The following is a 20862-nucleotide window of genomic DNA, read 5'->3' on the forward strand; positions in this document are numbered from 1 at the left end:
GCGTGATGCCGCGACAGGGGTCCGGCTACACTGTGGAAATGGCGGCCCAGAACAGTCCCGGTACCGGTTCCGAGGAGACATTCCGCTCCCTCTGCCGGTCCTCCCCCTGGCGCTGGGAGACCCTGCGGTTCACCATCACCTGGCGTGCGCCGTCGGGCCAGGGCATCGACACGCCGCCACCCCTCAAGGCATGGCTGCGCAGGCCCGCGGCGTTGCGCGTGGAGGCGGCGGACGGCTCGCTGCTCCACTCGACGACGGGCACCGAGGCCTCCCGCGACACGCTGTACGTGAGCGCGACGCGGAAGTCGTGGCTCCTCCCCCCGCGGCTCGTGACTCCCGTGTACGACCACGCCGGCCTCGTCCGGCGGCGGCCCGAAGCGGCCTACGGCGAGGCTGCCTTCGGCGACCCGCGCTGGTCCTCGATGCTCGATCCCGTGGAACTCGCCGGCAATGCGCCGGTCGCGATGGTGTTCCCCGGCGCGAACCGCGTCGAGGTGGAGGACCTCGCAGAGGAGACGTTCGCCGGCAGGCCCGTCCTCGCCGCCACCGTCCGCCCCAACGCGTCCTATACACCCACCGCGCCGGGCCGGCCGCTGGTGTGCGACGGACGGACCCGCGTGGTCATCGATGCGGGCACGGCGGTGTGCGTGTCGACGACGGCCCTCGACGGCCCGTCACGTGGTGCCGGGCACGACCTCTCCATCCTCGGCGTGGACGAGTACCTCACCGATGACTACTTCCGGGCTGCTCCTCCGGAACTGAGCGACGTCAGCAGGCACGTGCCCTGGGTCGTCGGCTGACCCTTCCGGGCACCAGCCGGAGGCCCCGCCGGAGCGGGGCCTCCGACGCCTCCTACAGCTCCGTCCCCTCCAGCAACTCCGTGACGAGGGCCGCTATGGGCGAGCGCTCCGAGCGGGTCAGCGTGACGTGGCCGAAGAGGGGGTGCCCCTTCAGGATCTCGACCACGGCCGCGATGCCGTCGTGGCGCCCCACGCGCAGGTTGTCCCGCTGGGCGACGTCGTGCGTGAGGACGATCCTGGAGTTCTGCCCGATGCGGCTCATGACGGTCAGGAGCACGTTCTTCTCGAGGGACTGCGCTTCGTCGACGATCACGAAGGAGTCGTGCAGGCTGCGCCCGCGGATATGGGTGAGCGGCAGTACCTCCAGCATGCCGCGGTCCATGACCTCCTCCATGACTTCCTGCGACACGAGGGCTCCGAGCGTGTCGAAGACCGCCTGGGCCCACGGGTTCATCTTCTCGTTCTCGCCCCCGGGCAGGTAGCCGAGTTCCTGGCCGCCCACGGCGTAGAGGGGGCGGAAGACGACGACCTTGCGGTGCTCACGCCGCTCGAGGACCGCCTCGAGGCCGGCGCACAGTGCCAGGGCCGACTTGCCGGTTCCCGCCCGCCCGCCGAGGGACACGATCCCCACGTCGGGGTCCATGAGGAGGTCGATCGCGAGCCGCTGCTCCGCCGAACGCCCGTGCAGTCCGAAGACATCGCGGTCGCCGCGCACCAGCCGGATCTGCTTGTCGGCGCCGACCCGGCCCAGCGCCGACCCCCGCGGGGAGAGCAGAATGACGCCCGTGTTGACGGGCTGCTCCGCCCCGGCCGGGGAGAAGACCGCCTGGTGGTCGTACAGGGCGTTGACCTCCTCGGTCGTGGCATCGAGCTCCGCCACTCCCGTCCAGCCCGAGTCCTTGACGAACTCGTTGCGGTACTCGTCGGCCTGCAGGCCCATCGCGGAAGCCTTCACGCGCATCGGCAGGTCCTTCGAGACGACCGTGACGTCGCATCCCTCGACGGCGAGGTTCTTGGCGACCGCAAGGATCCGGGAGTCGTTGTCTCCGCTCCGGAACCCCACGGGGAGCACCTCGGGCGACACGTGGTTCAGCTCGACACGCAGCGACCCGCCCTCGTCCCCGAGGGGAACGGCCCTGTCGAGTCCACCGTTCTCGACCCTGAGGTCGTCCAGCAGCCGGAGTGCCTTCCGCGCGAAGTAGCCGAGCTCCGGGTCGTGGCGCTTGCCCTCGAGTTCGGAGATGACGACGACGGGAAGGACCACTTCGTGTTCCGCGAAACGCAGGATGGCGCGGGGATCGGACAACAGCACCGAGGTGTCGATGACGTAGCTGCGGCGGGCCGCCGCTGCGTCGTGGTCCTCAGCCGACGCGGCACCAGCTGCGTCGGGGGTACCGGTGGTGGCGTCCTGCCGGGAGGTGTTCGTTGTAGCCACGTGGACTCCGCTCCGGGGTGAGCACACCCCGAATTCGTAGGGTTGGGGTGGATCGCTCCGGCCTGGAGGCCGGGCGCGGCCTCCCCGACTCGTATGAGATGCCTGTCAGCACCGTCGGCGTCATCAGCGGCCTTCCATCGACGGATTCGGACTCCCGTCGATGGATCGACCCTACGCCGTCGTGGGGCGCGACGCAGTCCTTTTTCCCGGCGTTATTGTTACGAACTGGTGAACTCTCAGGACCCGAACCGCCGCTGCCTGCGGCCGAAGTCGCGGAGGGCCCGCAGGAAGTCGACGCGCCTGAAATCGGGCCACAGGGCCTCGCAGAAATAGAACTCGCTGTACGCGCTCTGCCACATGAGGAAACCGGACAGCCGCTGCTCGCCGGAGGTCCGGATGACCAGGTCTGGGTCCTGCTGGCCGCGGGTGTAGAGGAAGGACGAGATGTGCCGGTCCGTCAGTTCCTCGGCCAGGGTCTCGAGCGACATGCCCTTCCCCGCGGCGTCGCGCATCAGTTCCTTGACGGCGTCGACGATCTCCCGCCGCCCCCCGTAGCCCACTGCCACGTTGACGTGGAGCCCGTCGATTTTCTCCGTGGACGCCGCGAGGCTGGTGAGCTTCTTGCTCAGGTCCCGCGGCAGCAGGTCGAGGGCGCCCACGGGCTGGACCCGCACCCGGTTGCTCTCGCCCAGCCTGTCCAGGGTGTTGGCGATGATGTCGAGGAGCTGGTCGATCTCCTCCTGGGGCCGGCCCATGTTGTCCGTGGACAGCATGTAGAGCGTCACGACGTCGACGCCGAGTTCCTCGCACCAGCCGAGGAACTCGTGGATCTTGTCGGCGCCCGCCTGGTGCCCGTGGCTCGTGGGCGCGCCCGCGAGCTTCGCCCAGCGACGGTTGCCGTCCACCATGACGCCGATGTGGTGCGGGATGCGCTCGGGCGCGAGATTCCGCTGCAACCTGCGCTCGTAGAAGCTGTAGCCGACTTCGGGGAACTTCCACGTCACGCCCGGCTGCCCTCCCCTGGTCCAGCTCCGGCCCCGCCGGAGGAATTCTCGATGCGGAACGCCTGCGCCCCGGATGCCTCTTCCTACCGTACCGGCAGTTGCCTGACAACAGGCTCTATTGACGGTACCGACCATCGTTCTCGGCCGCGTCGCAGCCCAGGCCCCGGCCCCGTCGGCGACCCCGCCTCCGGCGCTGTGAGCTCCCTCATCCTTCGCGGGAATCCGGCGGTGACCCTGGGGCGTCTGGGCTAGAATCCGGGCATGACCTCGCGCCATCCGATCCCCGGTCCGGGCCCCTCGGAACCCGCCGGCGGCCGTGACGGGACACTCGGGGATGCCGTCGGGTCGGTGGCGGGACCTCTGGCGGATGCGATGGCGACCAAGCCGCTGTGGCGCGGCTGGATCCACGCCGTCGCCACTCCGCTCGCGGTCGCTGCGGGGATCGTCCTGGTCGTCCTGGCACCGACTCCGGGACTCAGGATCGCGTCCGCCATCTACGCCCTGACCGGCGTCCTGCTCTTCGGCGTGAGCGCGGTCTACCACCGGGGCAACTGGAGCCCCCGCGTGAAGGTGGTCCTGAAGCGTCTGGATCACACGAACATCATGCTGGTCATCGCGGGTTCCTACACTCCGCTGGCGTGGGCCCTGCTGGAGCGCGGCAGGGCGGAGATCCTCCTCTGGATCATCTGGGGCGGGGCGATCGCCGGCGTGCTGTTCCGGAACCTGTGGGTCGACGCCCCGCGCTGGCTCTACGTACCGATCTACGTGGCACTGGGGCTCGGCTCCGTGTTCTACATGCCCGACTTCTTCAGGGCGAACGCCCTCGCCGCGACACTGATCTGCGTCGGCGGGATCTTCTACATCGCCGGCGCGGTGTTCTACGGGATCAAGCGTCCCAACTTCTCGCTGCGCGTGTTCGGCTTCCACGAGCTCTTCCACGCCTTCACGGTGGCCGCATTCGCCGCGCACTTCGTCGCGATCATGCTGGCCGTCCTTCATCCGGTCCACGCCTAGCGGCAGTAAGCCCTACCGGCCGGTCCCTGACCAGCGCCGCCTTCGCAGCCGACGGCCGCCCGACCGGCTGCTATCCCCTCCGTCGGCGGAATCGACGCCCCGGACCCGGGACCGGCTACGCTCCCCTGGGTCCGGGACTGCGTCCGATCAGCGGTTGTCCGGTCCGTGCTTTCCGCCGGGCATGGGCAGATCGCCTCCGTCCGGGTCCTGCGGGCGGCGCTGCCCGGCATCGCGGGCTCCTGCCGGCGGAACCGGCCCGCCGTCCGCGGCGCCGCGCTGCGCCCGGGTCTCCTGCACCTCGGCGGCGTAGCGGACCCTGCGGATGCGCTTGGTCATGTCCCGGATCAGGAAGATCACCACCACGACGACGAACAGTGTCGCCAGGAAGCCCAGGGTCCCGGGCGTCACGGACGACGGATCAAGGTCCGGACGCAGCGTCGGATCTCCCGACGGCGTCACAGTTGCAGCCAGGTTGAGGGTAAGCACCACGCATGCACCACTTTCGAAGCTCACGGCGGATTCCGATGGCCCGCCGCCTGTAATTCTACGCGGCATAGAAATCCCGCGGAGACCAGGGATCAGGGCGTGATGCCCGTGAAGAAGTCGTCCTCGGGCAGTGGCGACTCGACCCGCGACGTGATCAGGGAGTAGTCCTCCCACGGCCACACCTTCTGCTGCAGCTCGACGGACACGGCAAAGAAGAAGCCTTCGGGGTCGACCTGCGTCCGGTGCGCGAGGAGGGCCCGCTCACGGTGCCCGAAGTAGTCCCCGCAGTCGATCTGCGTGGTGGTGGGGTGGGCCGGGGGCGGGGGCTGGTGGCCTTCGGCGTCCGCCTCGAGCCACTGTGCCAGCCGCTCGGCGTAGGGAGACTGCAGGCCGGCCTCCTCGAGGGCGAAGTGCAGCGCGCGGAAGCGCTCCGGGTTGAACGCACGGTCGTAGTAGAGCTTCGACACGCTCCACGCCTCACCCGTTCCCGGATACCGCTCCGGGTCCGCTGCGGCGTCGAACGCTTCGACGGCGATGCGGTGCGCCATGATGTGGTCCGGGTGCGGGTACCCGCCGTTCTCGTCGTAGCTGACAATCACGTGCGGGCGGAACTCCCGCACGAGTTTCACGAGGGGGGCGGCCGCCCGCTCGAGGGGCTGGAGGGCGAAGCAGCCGAAGGGGAGATCCGGGAGCGGGTCGCCCTCGGGCAACCCGGAATCGGTGAAGCCGAGCCACCTCTGCTGCACCCCGAGTTCGGCGACCGCACGCCCCATCTCGATCCTTCGCAGACCCGGGAGGTCGCGCTTCGCATGGGAGTCGTCGTCCATGGCCGCGTTGAGGATGTCGCCGCGCTCACCTCCGGTGCAGGTCGCGACCATAACCTCTGCTCCCGCTGCGACATAGCTGGCCATGGTGGCAGCGCCCTTGCTCGACTCGTCGTCGGGGTGGGCGTGGACCGCGAGGAGGCGGAAGCCCTCACGGGACACACGGGGATGATCCTGGTTCGGCAACACGTGCTCCTGGCTCTGCGGGGAAGGACGGCGGCCGGAGGAGGCCGCGGCGGGCGGACGGTAAAATATCAGCGTGAGCTCCGCCTATACGCCAACACCAAGAGTAGCCAATCGCTACGGCGCCCCAAAGCCGAAGAAGCCGATCGGCCGGGTGCGGATGCTGCTGGTCGCAGTGCTCCTCGCTGCCGTGGCGGCGGTGGCAGCCGTCGCCCTGACCTCGGGAAGCCCCGACGTCTCCTCCAAGGACGTCGGGTTCTCGCTCACCTCCGACGGCCGGGCGAGCGTCGACTTCGAGGTGACGAAGGACCGCACGGCCACTGCCCAGTGTGCCGTGCAGGCGCTGAGCGAGAACTATGCGGTGGTCGGCTGGAAGGTCGTGACCATCGGACCGAACAGTGCCGGTGAAGGCGCGAACGACGGCGGCACCACGGCGCACCGCGCCGACATGCATACCGATTCGCCCGCCGTATCGGGTGGTGTGAACGCCTGCTGGATCGTCGAGGACTGAGCGGGGCCCGCGGAGGCTTCTTGGGTTATGGCCCTCCCCCCTCTAGACTTGGGGGATACGTATCGCCCCGCTTCACCGGCGACCGGCCTACCGGTCCCACGAGGCGGGGTGTTTGCTTGCCGGTGACAATGGCCCCGCCATTGCCCGGTCGAGTGACCATGAGCCCCGCCGTAGCCGGCGGCGGCCGTACCTAAGGAGTTATCCCGTGTCCACTAACAGTGCACCTGTCGCCTGGCTCACACAGGAGTCCTACAACCGGCTCAAGAGCGAGCTGGAGCACCTGTCGGGTCCCGGCCGCACCGAGATCGTCGCCCGTATCGAGCAGGCCCGCTCCGAGGGCGATCTCAAGGAGAACGGCGGGTACCACGCCGCCAAGGAGGAGCAGGGCAAGGCCGAGGCCCGTATCCGCCAGCTCACCCACCTGCTGAACAACGCGCACGTCGGTGAGGCTCCGGCGGACAACGGCGTCGTCGAGCCCGGCATGATGGTCTCCGCGAAGATCGCGGGCGACGTGGAGAACTTCCTGCTCGGCAGCCGCGAGGTCGCGGGCGATACGGACATCGACGTCTACAGCGAGAAGTCCCCGCTGGGCGCTGCCATCCAGGGCAAGAAGGCCGGCGACACCGTCACCTATGCCGCACCCAACGGCAAGCAGATCACCGTCGAGATCATCTCGGCCACGCCGTACGCCGGCTGAGCGCTAGGCGCCGAACCGGAAGCGGTCCGTCCCTCCGGGGACGGGCCGCTTCCGTTTGAGCAGGAAGGCGGCCAGGATCCCGCCGAGCGCCCCGAAGAGGTGTGCCTGCCAGGAGATGGAGGAACCGACGATCGGCAGGATCCCCCACAGGATGGACCCGTAGCCGGCGAACAGGACGACTGCGAGCAGGATCTGCTTCCAGTCCCGGTTGTAGAAGCCGCGGGTGATCAGGTAGGTGAAGAGGCCGAAGACCACGCCCGAGGCGCCGATGGTCAGTCCGCCGCCGAACAGCCAGGTCCCCAGGCCCGAGGCGACCCAGCTCGTGCCGACGGCCACCAGGAAGCGCCGTGCTCCCTCCAGAAAGGCGAGGAACCCGAGGACGAGCAGGGGCAGCGTGTTGCTGGCCAGGTGTCCGATCCCTCCGTGCAGGAGGGGGGCGAACACGACGCCGTCGAGCCCGTCCAGGCGTCGCGGCGCAATCCCGAACGTCCGGACGAGGACGTTCCCGAGGACGAGGTTCAGCAGGAACATCGCCCACATCAGGGCGACGATGCCGACGACGGTGGCGAGGCCCGCCTGCGCCCGGCGTGCGAGGGCCGTCACGGTGCGCTCCTCAGCCCTGGATGACCACCGGCTGGAAGCCCTCGGCGCGCAGGCTGCTGAGGACCTGCTCGCAGTGCTCGTGGCCCTTGGTCTCCATGTTGATGGTGATGGCGACGTCGCCCATGCTGATCGACCCGCCCACTCTCGTGTGGTCCACGCCGGTGACGTTCGCGTCGGATTCCGCGATGATCCGCGAGATGGTGGCGAGTGAACCGGGCCGGTCGTCGAGCAGCATGCGCACCACGAGGTAGCGGCCGGCTGCGGCGAGGCCGCGCTGGATGACCTTGAGCATGAGCATCGGATCGATGTTGCCGCCCGAGAGCACCACGACGGTGTTGCCCGGGTTCGCCCCGTTCTCCGTCAGCTTCCCGTCGAGGAGGGCCGCGACTCCCACGGCCCCGGCTGGTTCCACGACCATCTTCGAGCGCTCCAGCAGGAAGATGAGCGCCCGTGCGAGGGAATCCTCGCTGACGGTCACGACGTCGTCCACGAGTTCGCGGATGATCGAGAACGGCAGCTGGCCGGGGCGCCCGACGGCGATGCCGTCCGCGATGGTCGAGACCTTCGTCAGCGGTACGAGGGCGTCGGCGGCAAGGGACGGCGGGTACGCGGCGGCGTTCTCCGCCTGCACCCCGATGATGCGGATCTCCCGTCCAAGCTCCTTGGCCCGGGCCTTGACGGCCACGGCCACGCCCGCGAGGAGCCCGCCTCCACCCACTCCCATGAGGATGGTGTCGACATCCGGGACCTGCTCGAGGATCTCGAGGCCGATGGTTCCCTGGCCCGCCACCACGTCCACGTTGTCGAAGGGGTGGACGAACACCGCACCGGTCTCGTCGGCGTACCTCTTCGCCTCGGCGAGTGCCTCGTCGACGTTGTGGCCGTGCAGTACGACTTCTGCGCCGTGCCCGCGCGTCGCCGCGAGCTTGGGCAGCGCGACACCCAGGGGCATGTAGATGCGGGCGGCGATGCCGAGCCGGGCCGCGGCCACGGCCACGCCCTGCGCGTGGTTGCCTGCCGACGCCGCGACGACCCCGCGGGCACGCTCGGCCTCGCTGAGCTTCGCCATCCGGTTGTACGCGCCGCGGACCTTGAAGGACCCGGCGCGCTGCAGGTTCTCGCACTTGAAGGAGACCGTCGAGCCGGTGAGCCGCCCGAGGGCGCGCGACTGCTCGATGGGCGTGCGGGCGATGACGCCCTCGAGCGTCCGATGCGCGGCCTCGACGTCGGCGAGGGTCACCGGAAGATCGGTCGCGGGAGGAAAGTCCGGCACGGTGGTGGTCGCGGGATCGGTCATGGGGTTCGCTACGGATTGCTCGGTCACGGGGTGGTCTCTTCCTGAAGGGCTGGCGCCGGCTGCGCGGGGTAGGGGTCCGGGGTGCTGGCCGGCAACGCAGGATGTCCCGCAGCCGCCGGCCCGCTAATGCCGGGCCCTCCCTGATCGAACCGGTGCTCCTGCGCGACGACCGGGTCGTATTCCCAGGCCCGTTGCGCGATGTAGCGCACGGAGGTGTTGAGGACCGCCAGGAGCGGGACGGAGAAGAGGGCACCGGGGATGCCTGCGACCAGTGTTCCGCCGGCGACCGCGAGGACGACGGCGAGCGGGTGCAGAGCGACGGCCGGTCCCATGATGAGCGGCTGGAGGACGTGGCCCTCGAGCTGCTGGACCAGCAGCACGATCGCGAGCATCACGAGGGCGTTGACCCACCCGTTGGCGACGAGCGCGAGCAGGACCGCGACGGACCCCGTGGCCAGCGCGCCGACGATCGGGATGAAGGACCCGATGAAGACGAGGACGCCGAGGGGCAGGGCGAGCGGGACGCCGATGACCGCGGCGCCGACACCGATGCCGACGGCGTCGACGGCCGCGACGAGCATCTGCACGCGGACGTAGCTGGCCATCGACATCCAGCCCCTGCGGCCGGCGCCGTCCAGCGCCGCACGGGCCGGTAGCGGCGCGAGCCCGACGACGAAGCGCCAGATGCGTCCGCCGTCGAGCAGGAAGAAGATCAGGGCGAACACGGTGAGCAGGGTTCCGGCGCCCACATGGCCCGCCGTCGTCCCGAAGGACAGCGCTCCATTGAGGATCGAGGCGCTGTTGTTCTGGACCGCGTCCCCGATGTCCTGGAGGTACTGGTCGATCTGGGTCGCGGTGAGCTGCAGCGGCCCCTGGGCCAGCCAGTCGAGCATTTCCTGGATCCCGGCGCGGGCCTCTCTCCAGAGGCTGGACAGGCCGAGCGCGAGCTGGCTGCCGACCAGGAGGAGGGCGGCCGTGATGAGGCCGAAGAACCCGACGAGCGTAGCGGCGACCGCCAGCCCGTTCGGCACCCGCCGGCGTCGGAGCGCGTTCTTGACCGGCAGGAGCAGGGCGGCGAGCAGCCCGGCGACCATGAGCGGGATGACGAGGAGGGAGACCTGGCTGAGCAGGTAGATCAGCACGCCCCCCACGACGACGACGAGCCCCAGCCGCCAGGACCAGGACGCAGCGACGCGCAGCGCGAAGGGGACGTCGGAACGGTCATCGGATCGCGGCGGCTGCCGGGGGGCGGCGGGCTGCTGTGGCAACGGCTCCGGCAGCGCGGCGGCCCCGCGGCTCACGGCACGCTGGAGGGCGCGCTGGGGTTTCGCTCCGCGGAGACGCTGCATGGACCAATCTTTCCATAGAAGACTGGAGGGCCCCTATCCGAGGGCCGGCAGTATGCCCCACCTGGCGGAGAAGGAAGCCCCCGGTTCGAGCCAGCGGAGCCCCTCCCCCGAGTTGAGGGCGTTGGCGGGCGCGGTCATGGGTTCGATGGCCACCGCCCTGCTCACGCCGGGGTAACTCGTGCTCACGTAGACATGCGCGTACGCGAAGGGTTCCTCGGCCCAGAGGGTGACGCGTCGGCCGTCCGGCGCCGACAGGACATGCTCGTGCCGACCCTCGACGACCCCGAGCCCGGTGAACGCCGCATCCAGCCGGAGGTCGCCGATCAGCCGGCCGTTCCGGAGATCGTCCGGCCCGGACACCGGACGCTTGCCGGTGGGGATCGACCGGTCGTCCGACTCGAACACCTCGTCCGCGAGGACTCTCAGGGTGAGATCCTCGGTGGGGACGCCGGAGATCTTGAGGTACGGATGTGCACCCAGCGCGAAGGGAGCGGCCTCCGACGAGAGGTTCGTGAGCTCCTGGGTGACGGTGAGCTGCTCCTCGGTGAGGCTGTAGGTGGCCCGATGCAGCAGGTGGAAGGGGTACCCGTGCTGCGGGAACACCTCGGCCTCGAGGACGACGTGGGACGGTCCGGTGTCGACGGCCCGGTACCCGGTGTTGCGGAGGAGTCCGTGGCTGGCGTTGCCCTTGGACGGCTCGGTGATGTCGAGCTGCTGCTCCTTGCCGTGCAGGGTCCAGCGGCCGCCCGCCACGCGGTTGGGCCAGGGCGCCAGGAGGATGCCTCCGCCACCCGCAGGGATGTCGCCGTCCCCCCAGGTCTCGGTGAGGGCGACGCCGTCGCACTCGTAGGACCTCAGGGCCGCGGCGAGGCTGGCGACGACGACGGTCGAGGAATCGGCCCTCAGGGTGAAGTTGGTGCCACTAGCCGGACGGGGAGTCGACGGAGTCATGGAGCGATGCTACCGCCGCCGGTGCGCGGTCCTGGCCGTTCCGTTCCTGCGACGGTACCTCTATGATAGGTTTTGTTCGTTTTAGTGCGGACTCGTTCAGTTGGTGCAGCCTATCGCGTCCCGTCCCGTCAGGAGGATCATGCTCGCAGCAGAGCGCCACGCGGCCATCCTCGAGCGCCTCGTGCAGCAGTCCGCGGTCCGGGTCAGCGATGTGGCACTCGCGCTGGGGGTCTCGGAGATGACCGTGCGCCGCGACATCGACGTCCTCGAATCCCGGGGCGCCCTGGTGCGCGTGCACGGCGGAGCCGTGCGTCCGGGCAGTTTGAGTTCGGTGGAGCCCGGCTTCGACGCCAACCGGAGCCGGGGCGGCCGGGCGAAGCAGGGAATCGCGGCCGCGGCCGTCTCCCTCCTGGTTCCCGGCATGACGGTCTCCATCACGGGTGGCACCACGACCTACGCCCTGGCGCCCCTCCTGACGCGCGTGCGGGGATTGACCGTCATCACCAACTCCCTCCCCCTGGCGGACGAACTCCACCGCCTGAACGCCGCGTCGGCACCCGACGGCGCACCCCGGGTGCTGCTGTCGGGCGGTGAGCTCACGCCGTCGAAGGCGCTCGTCGGGCCCCTCGCCACGAGCACCATCGCCTCCCTCCGGGCGGACCTGTGCTTCATGGGTGCACACGGAGTGGATGCGGCCGCCGGGATTACCACTCCGAACCTGGCGGAAGCCGACACGAACCAGGCCTTCGCCCGCACCTGCGGCAAGCTCGTCATCCTCGCCGACGCGACGAAGATCGGCGTCGTGAGCCTCGCCCGGGTCGCCACGCTCGACGCCGCCGCAGCCCTTGTCACCGACGAGCAGCCCGACGCCCGGTACGCCGCGCTCACCCGCATCCTCCGCGACCCCGTCCCCGACCCCCACCTGGAAGAGCGCCCATGACCTTCATCACCCCGACCCGCCTGTCCGACGGGCGCGAGCTGATCTACTTCGACGCGAGCGAAGGCGGCGCGGCGCGGCACCGCGACGCAGCGGCGACCGCCGACGCCCGCGGCCTGCCGCCTCGCGGGCCGGCCGGTACGGCGCGGTACGACGCGCTGACCGGCGAGTGGATCGCCGTCGCGGCGCACCGCCAGTCGCGCACGCACCTTCCCCCTGCGGACCAGTGCCCGCTGTGCCCCACGACGCCCGCCAACCTCTCCGAGATCCCCGCGGCGGACTACGAGGTCGTGGTGTTCGAGAACCGCTTCTCCTCGTTCGGCCCGGATCTGGGCGACCTCCCCGGCGATCCGTCCTGGGGTACGACGGCGACGGCGTACGGGCGGTGCGAGGTGGTCGCATTCGACTCCGCCCACGAGGGCTCCTTCGGCTCCCTCAGCCCCCAGCGGGCCCGGACCGTCGTCGACGCCTGGGCCCAGCGCACCGAGGCCCTGTCCGCGATGCCCGGCATCAAGCAGGTCTTCTGCTTCGAGAACCGGGGCGCCGATATCGGCGTCACCCTGCTGCACCCGCACGGGCAGATCTACGCGTATCCGTTCATCCCGCCGCGCGCTGCGGTGCTCGCGGCGAGGGCGGCCGCGTTCTTCGAGGCCTCCGGGGGACAACAGACGCTGATGGGCCATGCCCTCTCCTCGGAGCGGAGTTCCGGTGAGCGCATGGTGATCGAGGGCGAGCACTTCAGCGCCTTCGTCCCCTTCGCGGCCCGCTGGCCCCTCGAGGTGCACCTGGTCCCCCACCGCCAGGTGGCCGACCTCGCCGGCCTGACGGACGCGGAACGCGACGAGCTCACCACCGTCTACCTCGATCTCCTCGGCAGGCTCGATGCCCTCTACCCGACTCCCACGCCGTACATCGCGGCCTGGCAGCAGGCTCCCGTCGATGACGTCCTGCGACCGGCGAGCTACCTGCACCTCCAGCTGACATCACCACGCAGGGCAGCCGACAAGCTGAAGTTCCTGGCCGGCTCGGAGGCCGCCATGGGGGCCTTCATCAACGACACCACCCCGGAGAAGGTCGCGGAGGCACTCCGCAACGCAACTCCCGCAGCCCGGAAGGACCCCGCATGACCACCCCCCTCGACCTCGCAGCCGCCTTCACCGATCGCTTCGGCAGCGAACCGGACGGCCTGTGGTCCGCCCCGGGACGCGTGAACGTCATCGGCGAGCACACCGACTACAACGGCGGCTTCGTCCTGCCGTTCGCCATCCGCCACTCGACGACGGTCGCCGCGGCCGTCCGTCCCGACCGGACCGTCCGGGTCGCGTCCACCTTCGCACCCGACGACGATCCCGTGACGGCGGACCTGGACGCCCTCGAGGAAGGAAGCGTGCAGGGCTGGGCGGCCTATCCCCTCGGCGTCCTCTGGGCCATGGAGCAGTCGGGGTACCGCTGCCCCGGGATGGACATCCTCGTCGATTCGTCCGTGCCCGTCGGTGCGGGCCTCTCCTCGTCCGCGGCCCTCGAATGCTCGGTCGCCGTCGCCGTGAACGAGCTCTCGGAGGCGGGCGTGTCCCGGCGGGAACTCGCGGCGATCGGGCAGCTCGCGGAGAACCGCATGGTCGGGGCGCCCACCGGCATCATGGACCAGTCGGCGTCCCTGCTCGGTGAGCCCGGGCACGCCGTGTTCCTCGACTGCCGGTCCGGTGATTCCCAGCTCGTCCCCCTCGACCTGGAGGCCGCCGGCCTGGAGCTGATGGTCATCGACACCCGCGTCAGCCACTCCCACGCGACCGGCGGGTATGCGGCGCGGCGCCGCTCCTGCGAACTCGGCGCCGAGCTGATGGGCGTGCCCTCGCTGCGCGACCTGTCGGTCGAGGACCTCGCCACAGCTGCCGGTGTGCTCGACGAGGAGACGTTCCGGCGCGTACGGCACGTCGTGACGGAGAACGCGCGCGTCGAGGACACCGTGCAGGTCCTCACGGCCAAGGGACCGGCGGACCTCGGATCCCTTCTCGTCGCCAGCCACGCATCGATGCGCGACGACTTCGAGATCTCCTGCGCCGAACTGGATACGGCGGTGGAGGCGGCGCTCGGCGCCGGCGCCCTCGGTGCCCGCATGACCGGCGGCGGTTTCGGCGGATCCGCCATCGCCCTGGCGCGGGTCGGCGACGTGCCTGCCATCCGCGAGGCCGTGCAGGACGCGTTCTCCGCCGCCGGATTCCGCGCACCGGTCATCTTCAGCGTCCTGCCCGGAGCGGGTGCAGCCCGGGTCGCCTGAGGACCACCCCACGCCGCATGACGGCCGGCGCCACATGCACGAAGGGCCCGCAACCCAGGTGGTTGCGGGCCCTTCGTTCTGCTCGGGGTTCGGGTCGGCTCCGGAAGGAACCGGTCCGGTTGTTCTAGTCGTCGCCGCGAAGGATCGCGAGCAGGCGGAGGATCTCGACGTAGAGCCAGACGAGCGTGACGGTGAGACCGAAGGCTGCCGTCCAGGAGTACTTCTGCGGAGCACCGTGGCGGACGCCGTCGCTGATCGACGTGAAGTCGATGATCAGCGAGAAGGCAGCCAGCCCGATGGCGAGGAGCCCGATGACCACTCCGAAGGGGATGTTGGTGCCGGGGATGTCCGCACTGCGGACTCCGAACATGCCGTCCGTGACACCGAACACCATGAGCCCGAGGTTGAGCAGGGAGAAGGCCGCGTAGCTGATGATCGCGATCATGAAGAACTTCATGGCCTTCGGGGTGGCCCGTACCTTGCCGCTCTTGAACAGGGCGAGGGTGACACCGAAGACGACGAGCGTTCCGGTCAGTGCCTGCAGGGCGATCCCCGGGAACATGGCCTCGAAGAACATGGTCAGGCCGCCGAGGAACAGGCCCTCGAGCCCGGCGTAGGCCAAGATCAGTGCGGGTGACGGCTCGCGCTTGAAGGAGTTGACGAGACCGAGCACGAAACCGCCGAGCGCGCCGACCACCATCAGGGGGACTGCGAGGCCCGGAACGAGGAATGCCGGAATCGCGGCGCCCAGCAGCACGACGCCCAGGCACAGCAGGGTCTTGACGATGACATCGTCGAAGGTCATGCGTCCCGTCTGCGCAGGCCCTGCGGACGGCTGGTTGTACATGTGCTCCAGCTGCTGCTGGTTGGCGAGAGTCTGGCCCGCGTATGTCGCTGTGCCGAATCCCGCCGCCTGGTTGCCCCGGGTAGCGGAACGGAAGTTCTGTCCGTTGAATACCGGATTACCGCCAAGTGCCATTTCTGTTAGTCCTCCATTTAGGGGGCCGAGTGTCCTACAACCCTATCAATTCCAACGCTTGGAGCGGGGTTTTGTTCCCGTACGGGCTCCGGCCGCACGTGACCCGGGAGCGGAATTACAACACCAAGGCGGCTGGGTAAAACTTTCGTTACCGAATTGCTACCTCCGGCGGATGCTTTTGCGAAATGCCGAAACATGCCGCTAGTAACATGAGCCCCACGCCCGTGACACTCGTCACAACTGTTGATCCCGGCGCCCGCCGCCGGGCCTGCCCCCACCGTGGAGGTTCCCATCTTGTTTCCCCTATTGACGCCTGCGCGGATCAGGAGACCCCTGCTGCTGGTGCTCGGCCTCCTGGCCACCGTGCTGCTCGGTGCCCCCGCGGCGCACGCGTCCCCCCAGCCGCCCGTCCCTGGAATCCACCAGCTCCAGGCCGCCTCGAGCATCCAGGCCCAGGAGTTCGACTATTCGATCGGCGGCGTGCTCCGCGGTGTCGACGGCCCCATCGCCGACGTGACGGTCACGGCGACAGGCAACGGCTTCGAGGGTGAGACCACCTCGGGCCCCAACGGCGCCTGGAGCATCGACGTCCCCGAGCAGGGCACCTACGAGGTGGCGATCGACGAGCAGACGCTCCCCGAGGGCGTCGCCCTCGCGGAAGGCCAGCAGAATCCGCGCGACGTGACGTTCGCCAACACGTCCAGCGCGACCACGCTCTTCCTCTTCGGCGAGGGCATCGTGTCCCAGCAGGCATCCTTCCTGGACACGCTCGCGGAGCGCGCACTCGCAGGATTCAGCTTCGGCCTGCTCCTGGCGCTGAGTGCCGTCGGCCTCTCCCTCATCTTTGGCACCACGGGCCTCACCAACTTCGCGCACGGCGAGATGGTGACCATCGGCGCCGTCCTGGCCTTCGCCTTCGCGGGCGCCGGACTCCCGATCGCGGTCTCGATCGTGCTCGCCGTCCTCGGTGGCGGCCTCCTCGGCTACGTGCAGGACGCCGGGCTGTGGAAGCCCCTGCGGCGCCGCGGCACGGGCCTTGTGCCGATGATGATTGTGAGCATCGGCTTCGCCCTCGCGCTGCGCTACATCATCCAGTTCTTCTTCGGCGGCGCGACGCAGCAGCTGCCCGGTTCGCAGAGCGCGATCATCGAGATCGGTTCCGTCTCGATCTCCCGCAACAACCTGACGTCGCTGATCGTGAGCCTCGTGATCATCCTGGTGGTCGCCTTCCTGCTCCTGCGCACGCGGATCGGCAAGGCCACCCGCGCCGTCGCCGACAACCCCGCACTCGCCGCCGCCTCCGGCATCGACGTGGACCGGGTCATCCGCATCGTCTGGGTCATCGGCGGCATGCTCGCCGCCCTGGGCGGCATCCTCTGGGCCTACTACCGCCCCGGCGTGTCGTACAACATGGGTCAGCAGATCCTGCTGCTCATCTTCGCCGGCGTCACGCTCGGCGGCCTGGGCACCGTGTTCGGCGCACTCGTCGGATCCATCATCGTCGGGCTCTTCGTGGAGATCTCCACGATCTGGCTCGAGGCAGACCTCAAATACGTGGGAGCGCTGCTGATCATGATTCTCGTGCTCCTGTTCCGGCCGCAGGGTATCCTCGGCCGCCGTGAGCGCATAGGTTAGGGGCTCGTCATGGACTTCGGAAACATCCTCATCAACGCATTCGGTGAACTGATCAGCCCGACGACGGCGGCCTACGCCCTCGCCGCCCTCGGCCTCGCCGTCCACTTCGGCTACTCGGGCCTCCTGAACTTCGGGCAGGCAGGCTTCATGGCCGTCGGAGCGTACGGCTACGCCATCTCCACCCTCAGTTTCAACGCCCCGCTGCCCGTCGCCGTCCTCGTGGCGCTGCTGTCCTCGGTGGTCTTCGCGATCGTGCTGGGCATCCCCACCCTCCGCCTCCGGGCCGACTACCTGGCCATCGTGACGATCGCTGCGGCAGAGATCGTCCGCTACATCGTGACGACCAACGGCCTCACGAACGTCACGGGTTCCGCGAACGGCCTCGCGGCCTTCGAGGGCGGTTTCTACGGGCTCAACCCGTTCCCTCCGGGCAGGTACAACATCGGCCCCCTGGGCATGAACGAACGCGACTTCTGGATCCGCATCGTCGGCTGGTCGGTCGTCATCATCGCGTGCCTCGTCGTCTGGCTCCTGATGCGCAGCCCCTGGGGCCGCGTGCTCAAGGGCATCCGCGAGGACGAGAACGCCGTGCGCTCGCTCGGCAAGAACGTCTACGCCTACAAGATGCAGGCCCTCGTGATCGGCGGTGTGCTCGGCTCCCTCGCGGGCATCATCTTCACGCTGCCCCGCGGTGCCGTGCAGCCTGCCAACTACGCGACCGAGCTGACGTTCTTCCTCTACACCTGCCTCCTCCTCGGCGGCCTGGCCACTGTCCTCGGACCGGTCATCGGGGCGATGATCTTCTGGGTGGTGCTCTCACTGACGCAGGGACTCCTGTACGGCGCGATCGAGGTCGGCGCCATCACGTTCCTGTCGAACTCGCAGGCGGGCCAGCTGCGCTACATCCTCGTGGGTGTGGCACTGATGCTGCTCATGGTCTTCAGGCCGCAGGGCGTCCTGGGTAACAAGAAGGAGTTGGCGTTCGCATGACCTCCAGCCACAGCGACAACACAGCCGGCACCGGCGGCACACCGGGCACCGGCGGTGCCCACGCGGCACAGACCCCGGTCGACGCCGCAGGAGGAGCCGCCCCCAGGGACACGGCTTCGCGCGACGCGGGATCGAGCGACACGGTCTCCCCCGGACGCGACCACATGACGGACTCCGAGCCCATCACGACCGACACGGTGGGACCGGGATGCCGCAAGCGCGACCCCATCGTCGTCGCCCGCAACGTCACGCGAAGCTTCGGCGGCATCAACGCCGTCGACGTCGAGCACCTCGAGATCCCCCGGCACAAGATCACCGCGCTGATCGGCCCCAACGGAGCCGGCAAGACCACGCTGTTCAACCTGCTGACCGGTTTCGACGTGCCCAACAGCGGGGACTGGGAATTCGACGGCAAGCCCCTCGCCAAGGTCGCCTCGCACAAGGTGGCGCGCATGGGTATGGTCCGCACGTTCCAGCTCACCAAGGTCATGGGCAAGCTCACCGTCATGGAGAACATGCGGCTGGGCGCCACGGACCAGCCCGGCGAGAGCCTGGCCCGCGCCCTCTTCAAGGGCATCTGGGGCGGGCGCGAGCGGGAGATCACCCAGCAGGCAGAGGTGCTGCTGGCGAAGTTCAAGCTCGACACCAAGCGCGACGACTACGCCGCCTCGCTCTCGGGCGGGCAGCGCAAGCTCCTCGAGATGGCTCGGGCACTCATGGTCCGGCCTCGGCTCGTGATGCTCGACGAGCCGATGGCGGGGGTCAACCCGGCGCTGACGCAGTCGCTTCTCGACCACATCAAGAACCTCAAGGCCGAGGGCATGACCGTCCTCTTCGTCGAGCACGACATGCACATGGTCCGCCACATCGCCGACTGGGTGGTGGTCATGGCGGAGGGCAAGGTCGTCGCGGAGGGACCACCGGACATCGTCATGAAGGACCAGGCCGTCATCGACGCCTACCTGGGCGCCCACCACGACGTCGACCTCGGGGACGAGACCGGGATCGAGCGCCTCGAGGAGGAGCTCGCCCATGACGACGCGTCGGTCGTCGGCACCGAGAACGAGGGCATCCTTGGCCACGGCGTCACCGAGGTCGGGGGCTCCCATGCCGCCGGCCGCCACCACAAGGATGAGGAGACGAAGTGAGAGAGGAATTCGAGGGAGACTCGGTGGTCAAGGTCACCGACCTCGTCGCGGGCTACATCCCCGGCGTGAACATCCTGAACGGCTGCAGCATCGAGGCCCGCCGTGGTGAACTCATCGGCATCATCGGCCCCAACGGAGCCGGCAAGTCGACGCTCCTGAAGGCGATGTTCGGCCTCGTCAAGGTCCACTCGGGGACCGTCGTGGTGCGCGGCCAGGACCTCACGGGCCTGAAGGCGAACCGGCTCGTGAGTCGCGGCGTCGGCTTCGTGCCGCAGAACAACAACGTCTTCAGCACGCTGACCATCGAGGAGAACCTCCAGATGGGCATGTACCAGCGGCCCAAGGACTTCAAGGAGCGCTTCGACTTCGTGACCAGCCTCTTCCCCGAACTGGGGAAGCGGAAGGCGCAGCGGGCGGGCTCGCTGTCCGGCGGTGAGCGCCAGATGGTCGCCATGGGCCGCGCGCTGATGATGGACCCCGCGGTGCTGCTGCTGGACGAGCCGTCCGCAGGGCTCTCCCCCGTGAAGCAGGACGAGACGTTCCTCCGCGTCCATGAGATCAACAGGGCCGGTGTCTCCGTGATCATGGTGGAGCAGAACGCCCGCCGCTGCCTGCAGATCTGCGACCGCGCGTACGTGCTCGACCAGGGCAAGGACGCGTACACGGGCACCGGGCGCGAGCTCATGAAGGACCCGAAGGTCATCCAGCTCTACCTCGGCACCCTCGCCGACACCGCCTGAGGCATCCGGACGGACCGTAGGCGCAGAATGCAAGGTGTGGGCGGAACCGGCAACGGTTCCGCCCACTTCCTTCTGATGGCCGCTACGTTGGGGAGGGCAGACGGAGCGAGGACCACGGGAGGACCGGCACATGGCAGGAGCGAGCGATGCGATCGGCAAGGGCTTCGAGATGGTGTTCCGCGGCATCAAGCACCTGCGGCGGCACCGCCCCATCCACTCCCGGGGGTTGAGGCTCGACGGTACGGCCGTGGTGCATGCCCACGGACTGAGGAGCGGGATCGCCTGGATCGACCGGCCGGGCGGGACTCCCGCCACCGCACGGGTCTCACGCTCCGTGGGCACCCCGGACGGGCTGCCCGACGTCGTGGGGCTCGCGGTGCGGATCCACCACCCCGGCTCCGGTCCCCTGGCGTCCACGTTCTCGGACATCCTGCTGTCCTCCACGGGCTGGTCCTTCCCGGGTCGCTTCGCCCTGGTTCCCCGGCTCCGTGCCTCGCGGGCTCCCCTGACCACGATGATGCCGTACCGCGGCAAGGACGGTCCCGTACTGCTCGGGGCGCGGACGCTCTCCCCTTCCGGGCTGCCGTCCTCCCTCGGGGGCTTCGAGCGGGTCCTGGGGACCTCTCCGTGGCAGCTCGGCCTGTACTTCGCCACTCCCCGGGGGGCCTGGCAGCACTTCGGCACCCTCACCCTGCGCCTGGACCCCGAGGGAGAGGAGAAGGACCTGCGCTTCGACGCCGTCCTGCACCCCCTGGCCGGCGCCCGGATCTACGACTGGACGCGCAGGGTCCGCGAGCCCTCCTACGCCGTGTCCAGGCGTCGGCCGGGCGACGCCTGAGCGCAGTCCCGGCCGTCCGGACCTCCAGGACAGCACGAACCGCCGGAACAGAACGTACCTCCGGGGACAGCACAAACGGGGACAGCACAAAGCCCCGGCCGCGCCTTCCATCGGAAGGGCGGCCGGGGCCTTGAACCACTGCGTGAAGCACTACCGGAGCTGG

General features: G+C 69.3%; 21 protein-coding genes. 12 read left to right on the forward strand and 9 right to left on the reverse strand.

Features of this window, described 5'->3' with window-relative positions; genetic code table 11:
* Window positions 1-38: 38 nt before the first annotated feature.
* Window positions 39-800: a hypothetical protein gene (locus tag ACX80H_RS11315; protein ID WP_459313460.1), complete on the forward strand. Its 762-nt coding sequence runs from the start codon at window positions 39-41 to the stop codon at window positions 798-800.
* Window positions 801-852: 52 nt separating this feature from the next.
* Here the strand turns inward: ACX80H_RS11315 and phoH2 are convergent, their stop codons facing one another.
* Both phoH2 and ACX80H_RS11325 read right to left on the reverse strand, forming a co-directional pair.
* On the reverse strand, window positions 853-2235 hold the full coding sequence (phoH2, locus tag ACX80H_RS11320) for an RNA 5'-3' helicase PhoH2 (RefSeq protein WP_459313461.1): 1383 nt from the start codon (window positions 2233-2235) through the stop codon (window positions 853-855).
* A gap of 236 nt (window positions 2236-2471) precedes the next feature.
* Window positions 2472-3239: an isoprenyl transferase gene (locus tag ACX80H_RS11325; protein WP_459313462.1), complete on the reverse strand. Its 768-nt coding sequence runs from the start codon at window positions 3237-3239 to the stop codon at window positions 2472-2474.
* 372 nt (window positions 3240-3611) lie between these two features.
* Here ACX80H_RS11325 and trhA point away from each other — a divergent pair, with 372 nt between their 5' ends.
* Window positions 3612-4253: a PAQR family membrane homeostasis protein TrhA gene (gene trhA, locus ACX80H_RS11330; protein ID WP_459313828.1), complete on the forward strand. Its 642-nt coding sequence runs from the start codon at window positions 3612-3614 to the stop codon at window positions 4251-4253.
* A 147-nt stretch (window positions 4254-4400) separates the two neighbouring features.
* Here trhA and ACX80H_RS11335 read toward each other — a convergent pair whose 3' ends face one another.
* Complete coding sequence (locus ACX80H_RS11335) at window positions 4401-4766, reverse strand: hypothetical protein (protein ID WP_459313463.1); 366 nt, start codon at window positions 4764-4766, stop codon at window positions 4401-4403.
* Window positions 4767-4831: 65 nt separating this feature from the next.
* Complete coding sequence (gene mca, locus ACX80H_RS11340) at window positions 4832-5749, reverse strand: mycothiol conjugate amidase Mca (RefSeq protein WP_459313464.1); 918 nt, start codon at window positions 5747-5749, stop codon at window positions 4832-4834.
* Between the two features lie 73 nt (window positions 5750-5822).
* Between mca and ACX80H_RS11345 the strand changes: the two genes are divergently transcribed.
* Both ACX80H_RS11345 and greA read left to right on the forward strand, forming a co-directional pair.
* Window positions 5823-6257, forward strand: a complete 435-nt coding sequence (locus ACX80H_RS11345; protein ID WP_459313465.1) for a DUF4307 domain-containing protein — start codon at window positions 5823-5825, stop codon at window positions 6255-6257.
* Window positions 6258-6462: 205 nt separating this feature from the next.
* Window positions 6463-6954, forward strand: a complete 492-nt coding sequence (gene greA / locus ACX80H_RS11350; RefSeq protein ID WP_459313466.1) for a transcription elongation factor GreA — start codon at window positions 6463-6465, stop codon at window positions 6952-6954.
* A gap of 3 nt (window positions 6955-6957) precedes the next feature.
* Here greA and ACX80H_RS11355 read toward each other — a convergent pair whose 3' ends face one another.
* From ACX80H_RS11355 to ACX80H_RS11370, 4 genes are read right to left on the reverse strand one after another with little or no spacing between them, the layout of a single operon-like run.
* Window positions 6958-7557: a rhomboid family intramembrane serine protease gene (locus ACX80H_RS11355; RefSeq protein ID WP_459313467.1), complete on the reverse strand. Its 600-nt coding sequence runs from the start codon at window positions 7555-7557 to the stop codon at window positions 6958-6960.
* 10 nt (window positions 7558-7567) lie between these two features.
* A complete protein-coding gene (gene ilvA, locus ACX80H_RS11360) occupies window positions 7568-8854 on the reverse strand; it encodes a threonine ammonia-lyase (protein WP_459313829.1) in 1287 nt (428 codons plus the stop codon).
* A 23-nt stretch (window positions 8855-8877) separates the two neighbouring features.
* Entirely contained in the window at window positions 8878-10203 is a 1326-nt protein-coding gene (locus ACX80H_RS11365; protein WP_459313468.1) for an AI-2E family transporter, read from the reverse strand.
* A gap of 33 nt (window positions 10204-10236) precedes the next feature.
* Window positions 10237-11154 (reverse strand): aldose 1-epimerase family protein, encoded by a 918-nt coding sequence (locus ACX80H_RS11370; protein ID WP_459313469.1) that lies wholly within the window; start codon window positions 11152-11154, stop codon window positions 10237-10239.
* Window positions 11155-11293: 139 nt separating this feature from the next.
* Here ACX80H_RS11370 and ACX80H_RS11375 point away from each other — a divergent pair, with 139 nt between their 5' ends.
* Genes ACX80H_RS11375 through galK form a run of 3 tightly spaced genes read left to right on the forward strand, consistent with a single transcriptional unit; the run spans window position 11294 to window position 14369 of the window.
* Window positions 11294-12094 carry a DeoR/GlpR family DNA-binding transcription regulator gene (locus ACX80H_RS11375; protein WP_459313470.1) on the forward strand — a complete coding sequence of 267 codons (801 nt, stop codon included), beginning with the start codon at window positions 11294-11296 and terminating at the stop codon, window positions 12092-12094.
* Complete coding sequence (gene galT / locus ACX80H_RS11380) at window positions 12091-13218, forward strand: galactose-1-phosphate uridylyltransferase (protein ID WP_459313471.1); 1128 nt, start codon at window positions 12091-12093, stop codon at window positions 13216-13218. Before ACX80H_RS11375 ends, galT begins: the two co-directional genes overlap by 4 nt.
* A complete protein-coding gene (galK, locus tag ACX80H_RS11385) occupies window positions 13215-14369 on the forward strand; it encodes a galactokinase (protein ID WP_459313472.1) in 1155 nt (384 codons plus the stop codon). Before galT ends, galK begins: the two co-directional genes overlap by 4 nt.
* A 124-nt stretch (window positions 14370-14493) precedes the next feature.
* On the opposite strand, the gene ACX80H_RS11390 is transcribed toward galK, so the two are convergent.
* On the reverse strand, window positions 14494-15348 hold the full coding sequence (locus ACX80H_RS11390; protein ID WP_459313473.1) for a Bax inhibitor-1/YccA family protein: 855 nt from the start codon (window positions 15346-15348) through the stop codon (window positions 14494-14496).
* A gap of 294 nt (window positions 15349-15642) precedes the next feature.
* On the opposite strand from ACX80H_RS11390, the gene ACX80H_RS11395 reads away from it, so the two are divergent.
* The 5 genes from ACX80H_RS11395 to ACX80H_RS11415 all read left to right on the forward strand — a co-directional run bounded on the left by ACX80H_RS11395 (window position 15643) and on the right by ACX80H_RS11415 (window position 20699).
* A complete protein-coding gene (locus tag ACX80H_RS11395; protein WP_459313474.1) occupies window positions 15643-16983 on the forward strand; it encodes a branched-chain amino acid ABC transporter permease in 1341 nt (446 codons plus the stop codon).
* A 9-nt stretch (window positions 16984-16992) separates the two neighbouring features.
* The gene (locus ACX80H_RS11400; protein ID WP_459313475.1) at window positions 16993-17973 is read left to right on the forward strand and encodes a branched-chain amino acid ABC transporter permease; all 981 of its coding nucleotides are present in this window, start codon (window positions 16993-16995) and stop codon (window positions 17971-17973) included.
* A 164-nt stretch (window positions 17974-18137) separates the two neighbouring features.
* A complete protein-coding gene (locus ACX80H_RS11405; protein WP_459313830.1) occupies window positions 18138-19121 on the forward strand; it encodes an ABC transporter ATP-binding protein in 984 nt (327 codons plus the stop codon).
* Window positions 19118-19861 (forward strand): ABC transporter ATP-binding protein, encoded by a 744-nt coding sequence (locus ACX80H_RS11410; RefSeq protein ID WP_459313476.1) that lies wholly within the window; start codon window positions 19118-19120, stop codon window positions 19859-19861. The genes ACX80H_RS11405 and ACX80H_RS11410 overlap by 4 nt, the downstream gene beginning before the upstream one ends.
* Window positions 19862-19991: 130 nt before the next feature.
* A complete protein-coding gene (locus tag ACX80H_RS11415) occupies window positions 19992-20699 on the forward strand; it encodes a hypothetical protein (protein ID WP_459313477.1) in 708 nt (235 codons plus the stop codon).
* Window positions 20700-20862 lie beyond the last annotated feature (163 nt).

The sequence above is a fragment of the Arthrobacter pasteuri genome, from assembly GCF_054510955.1.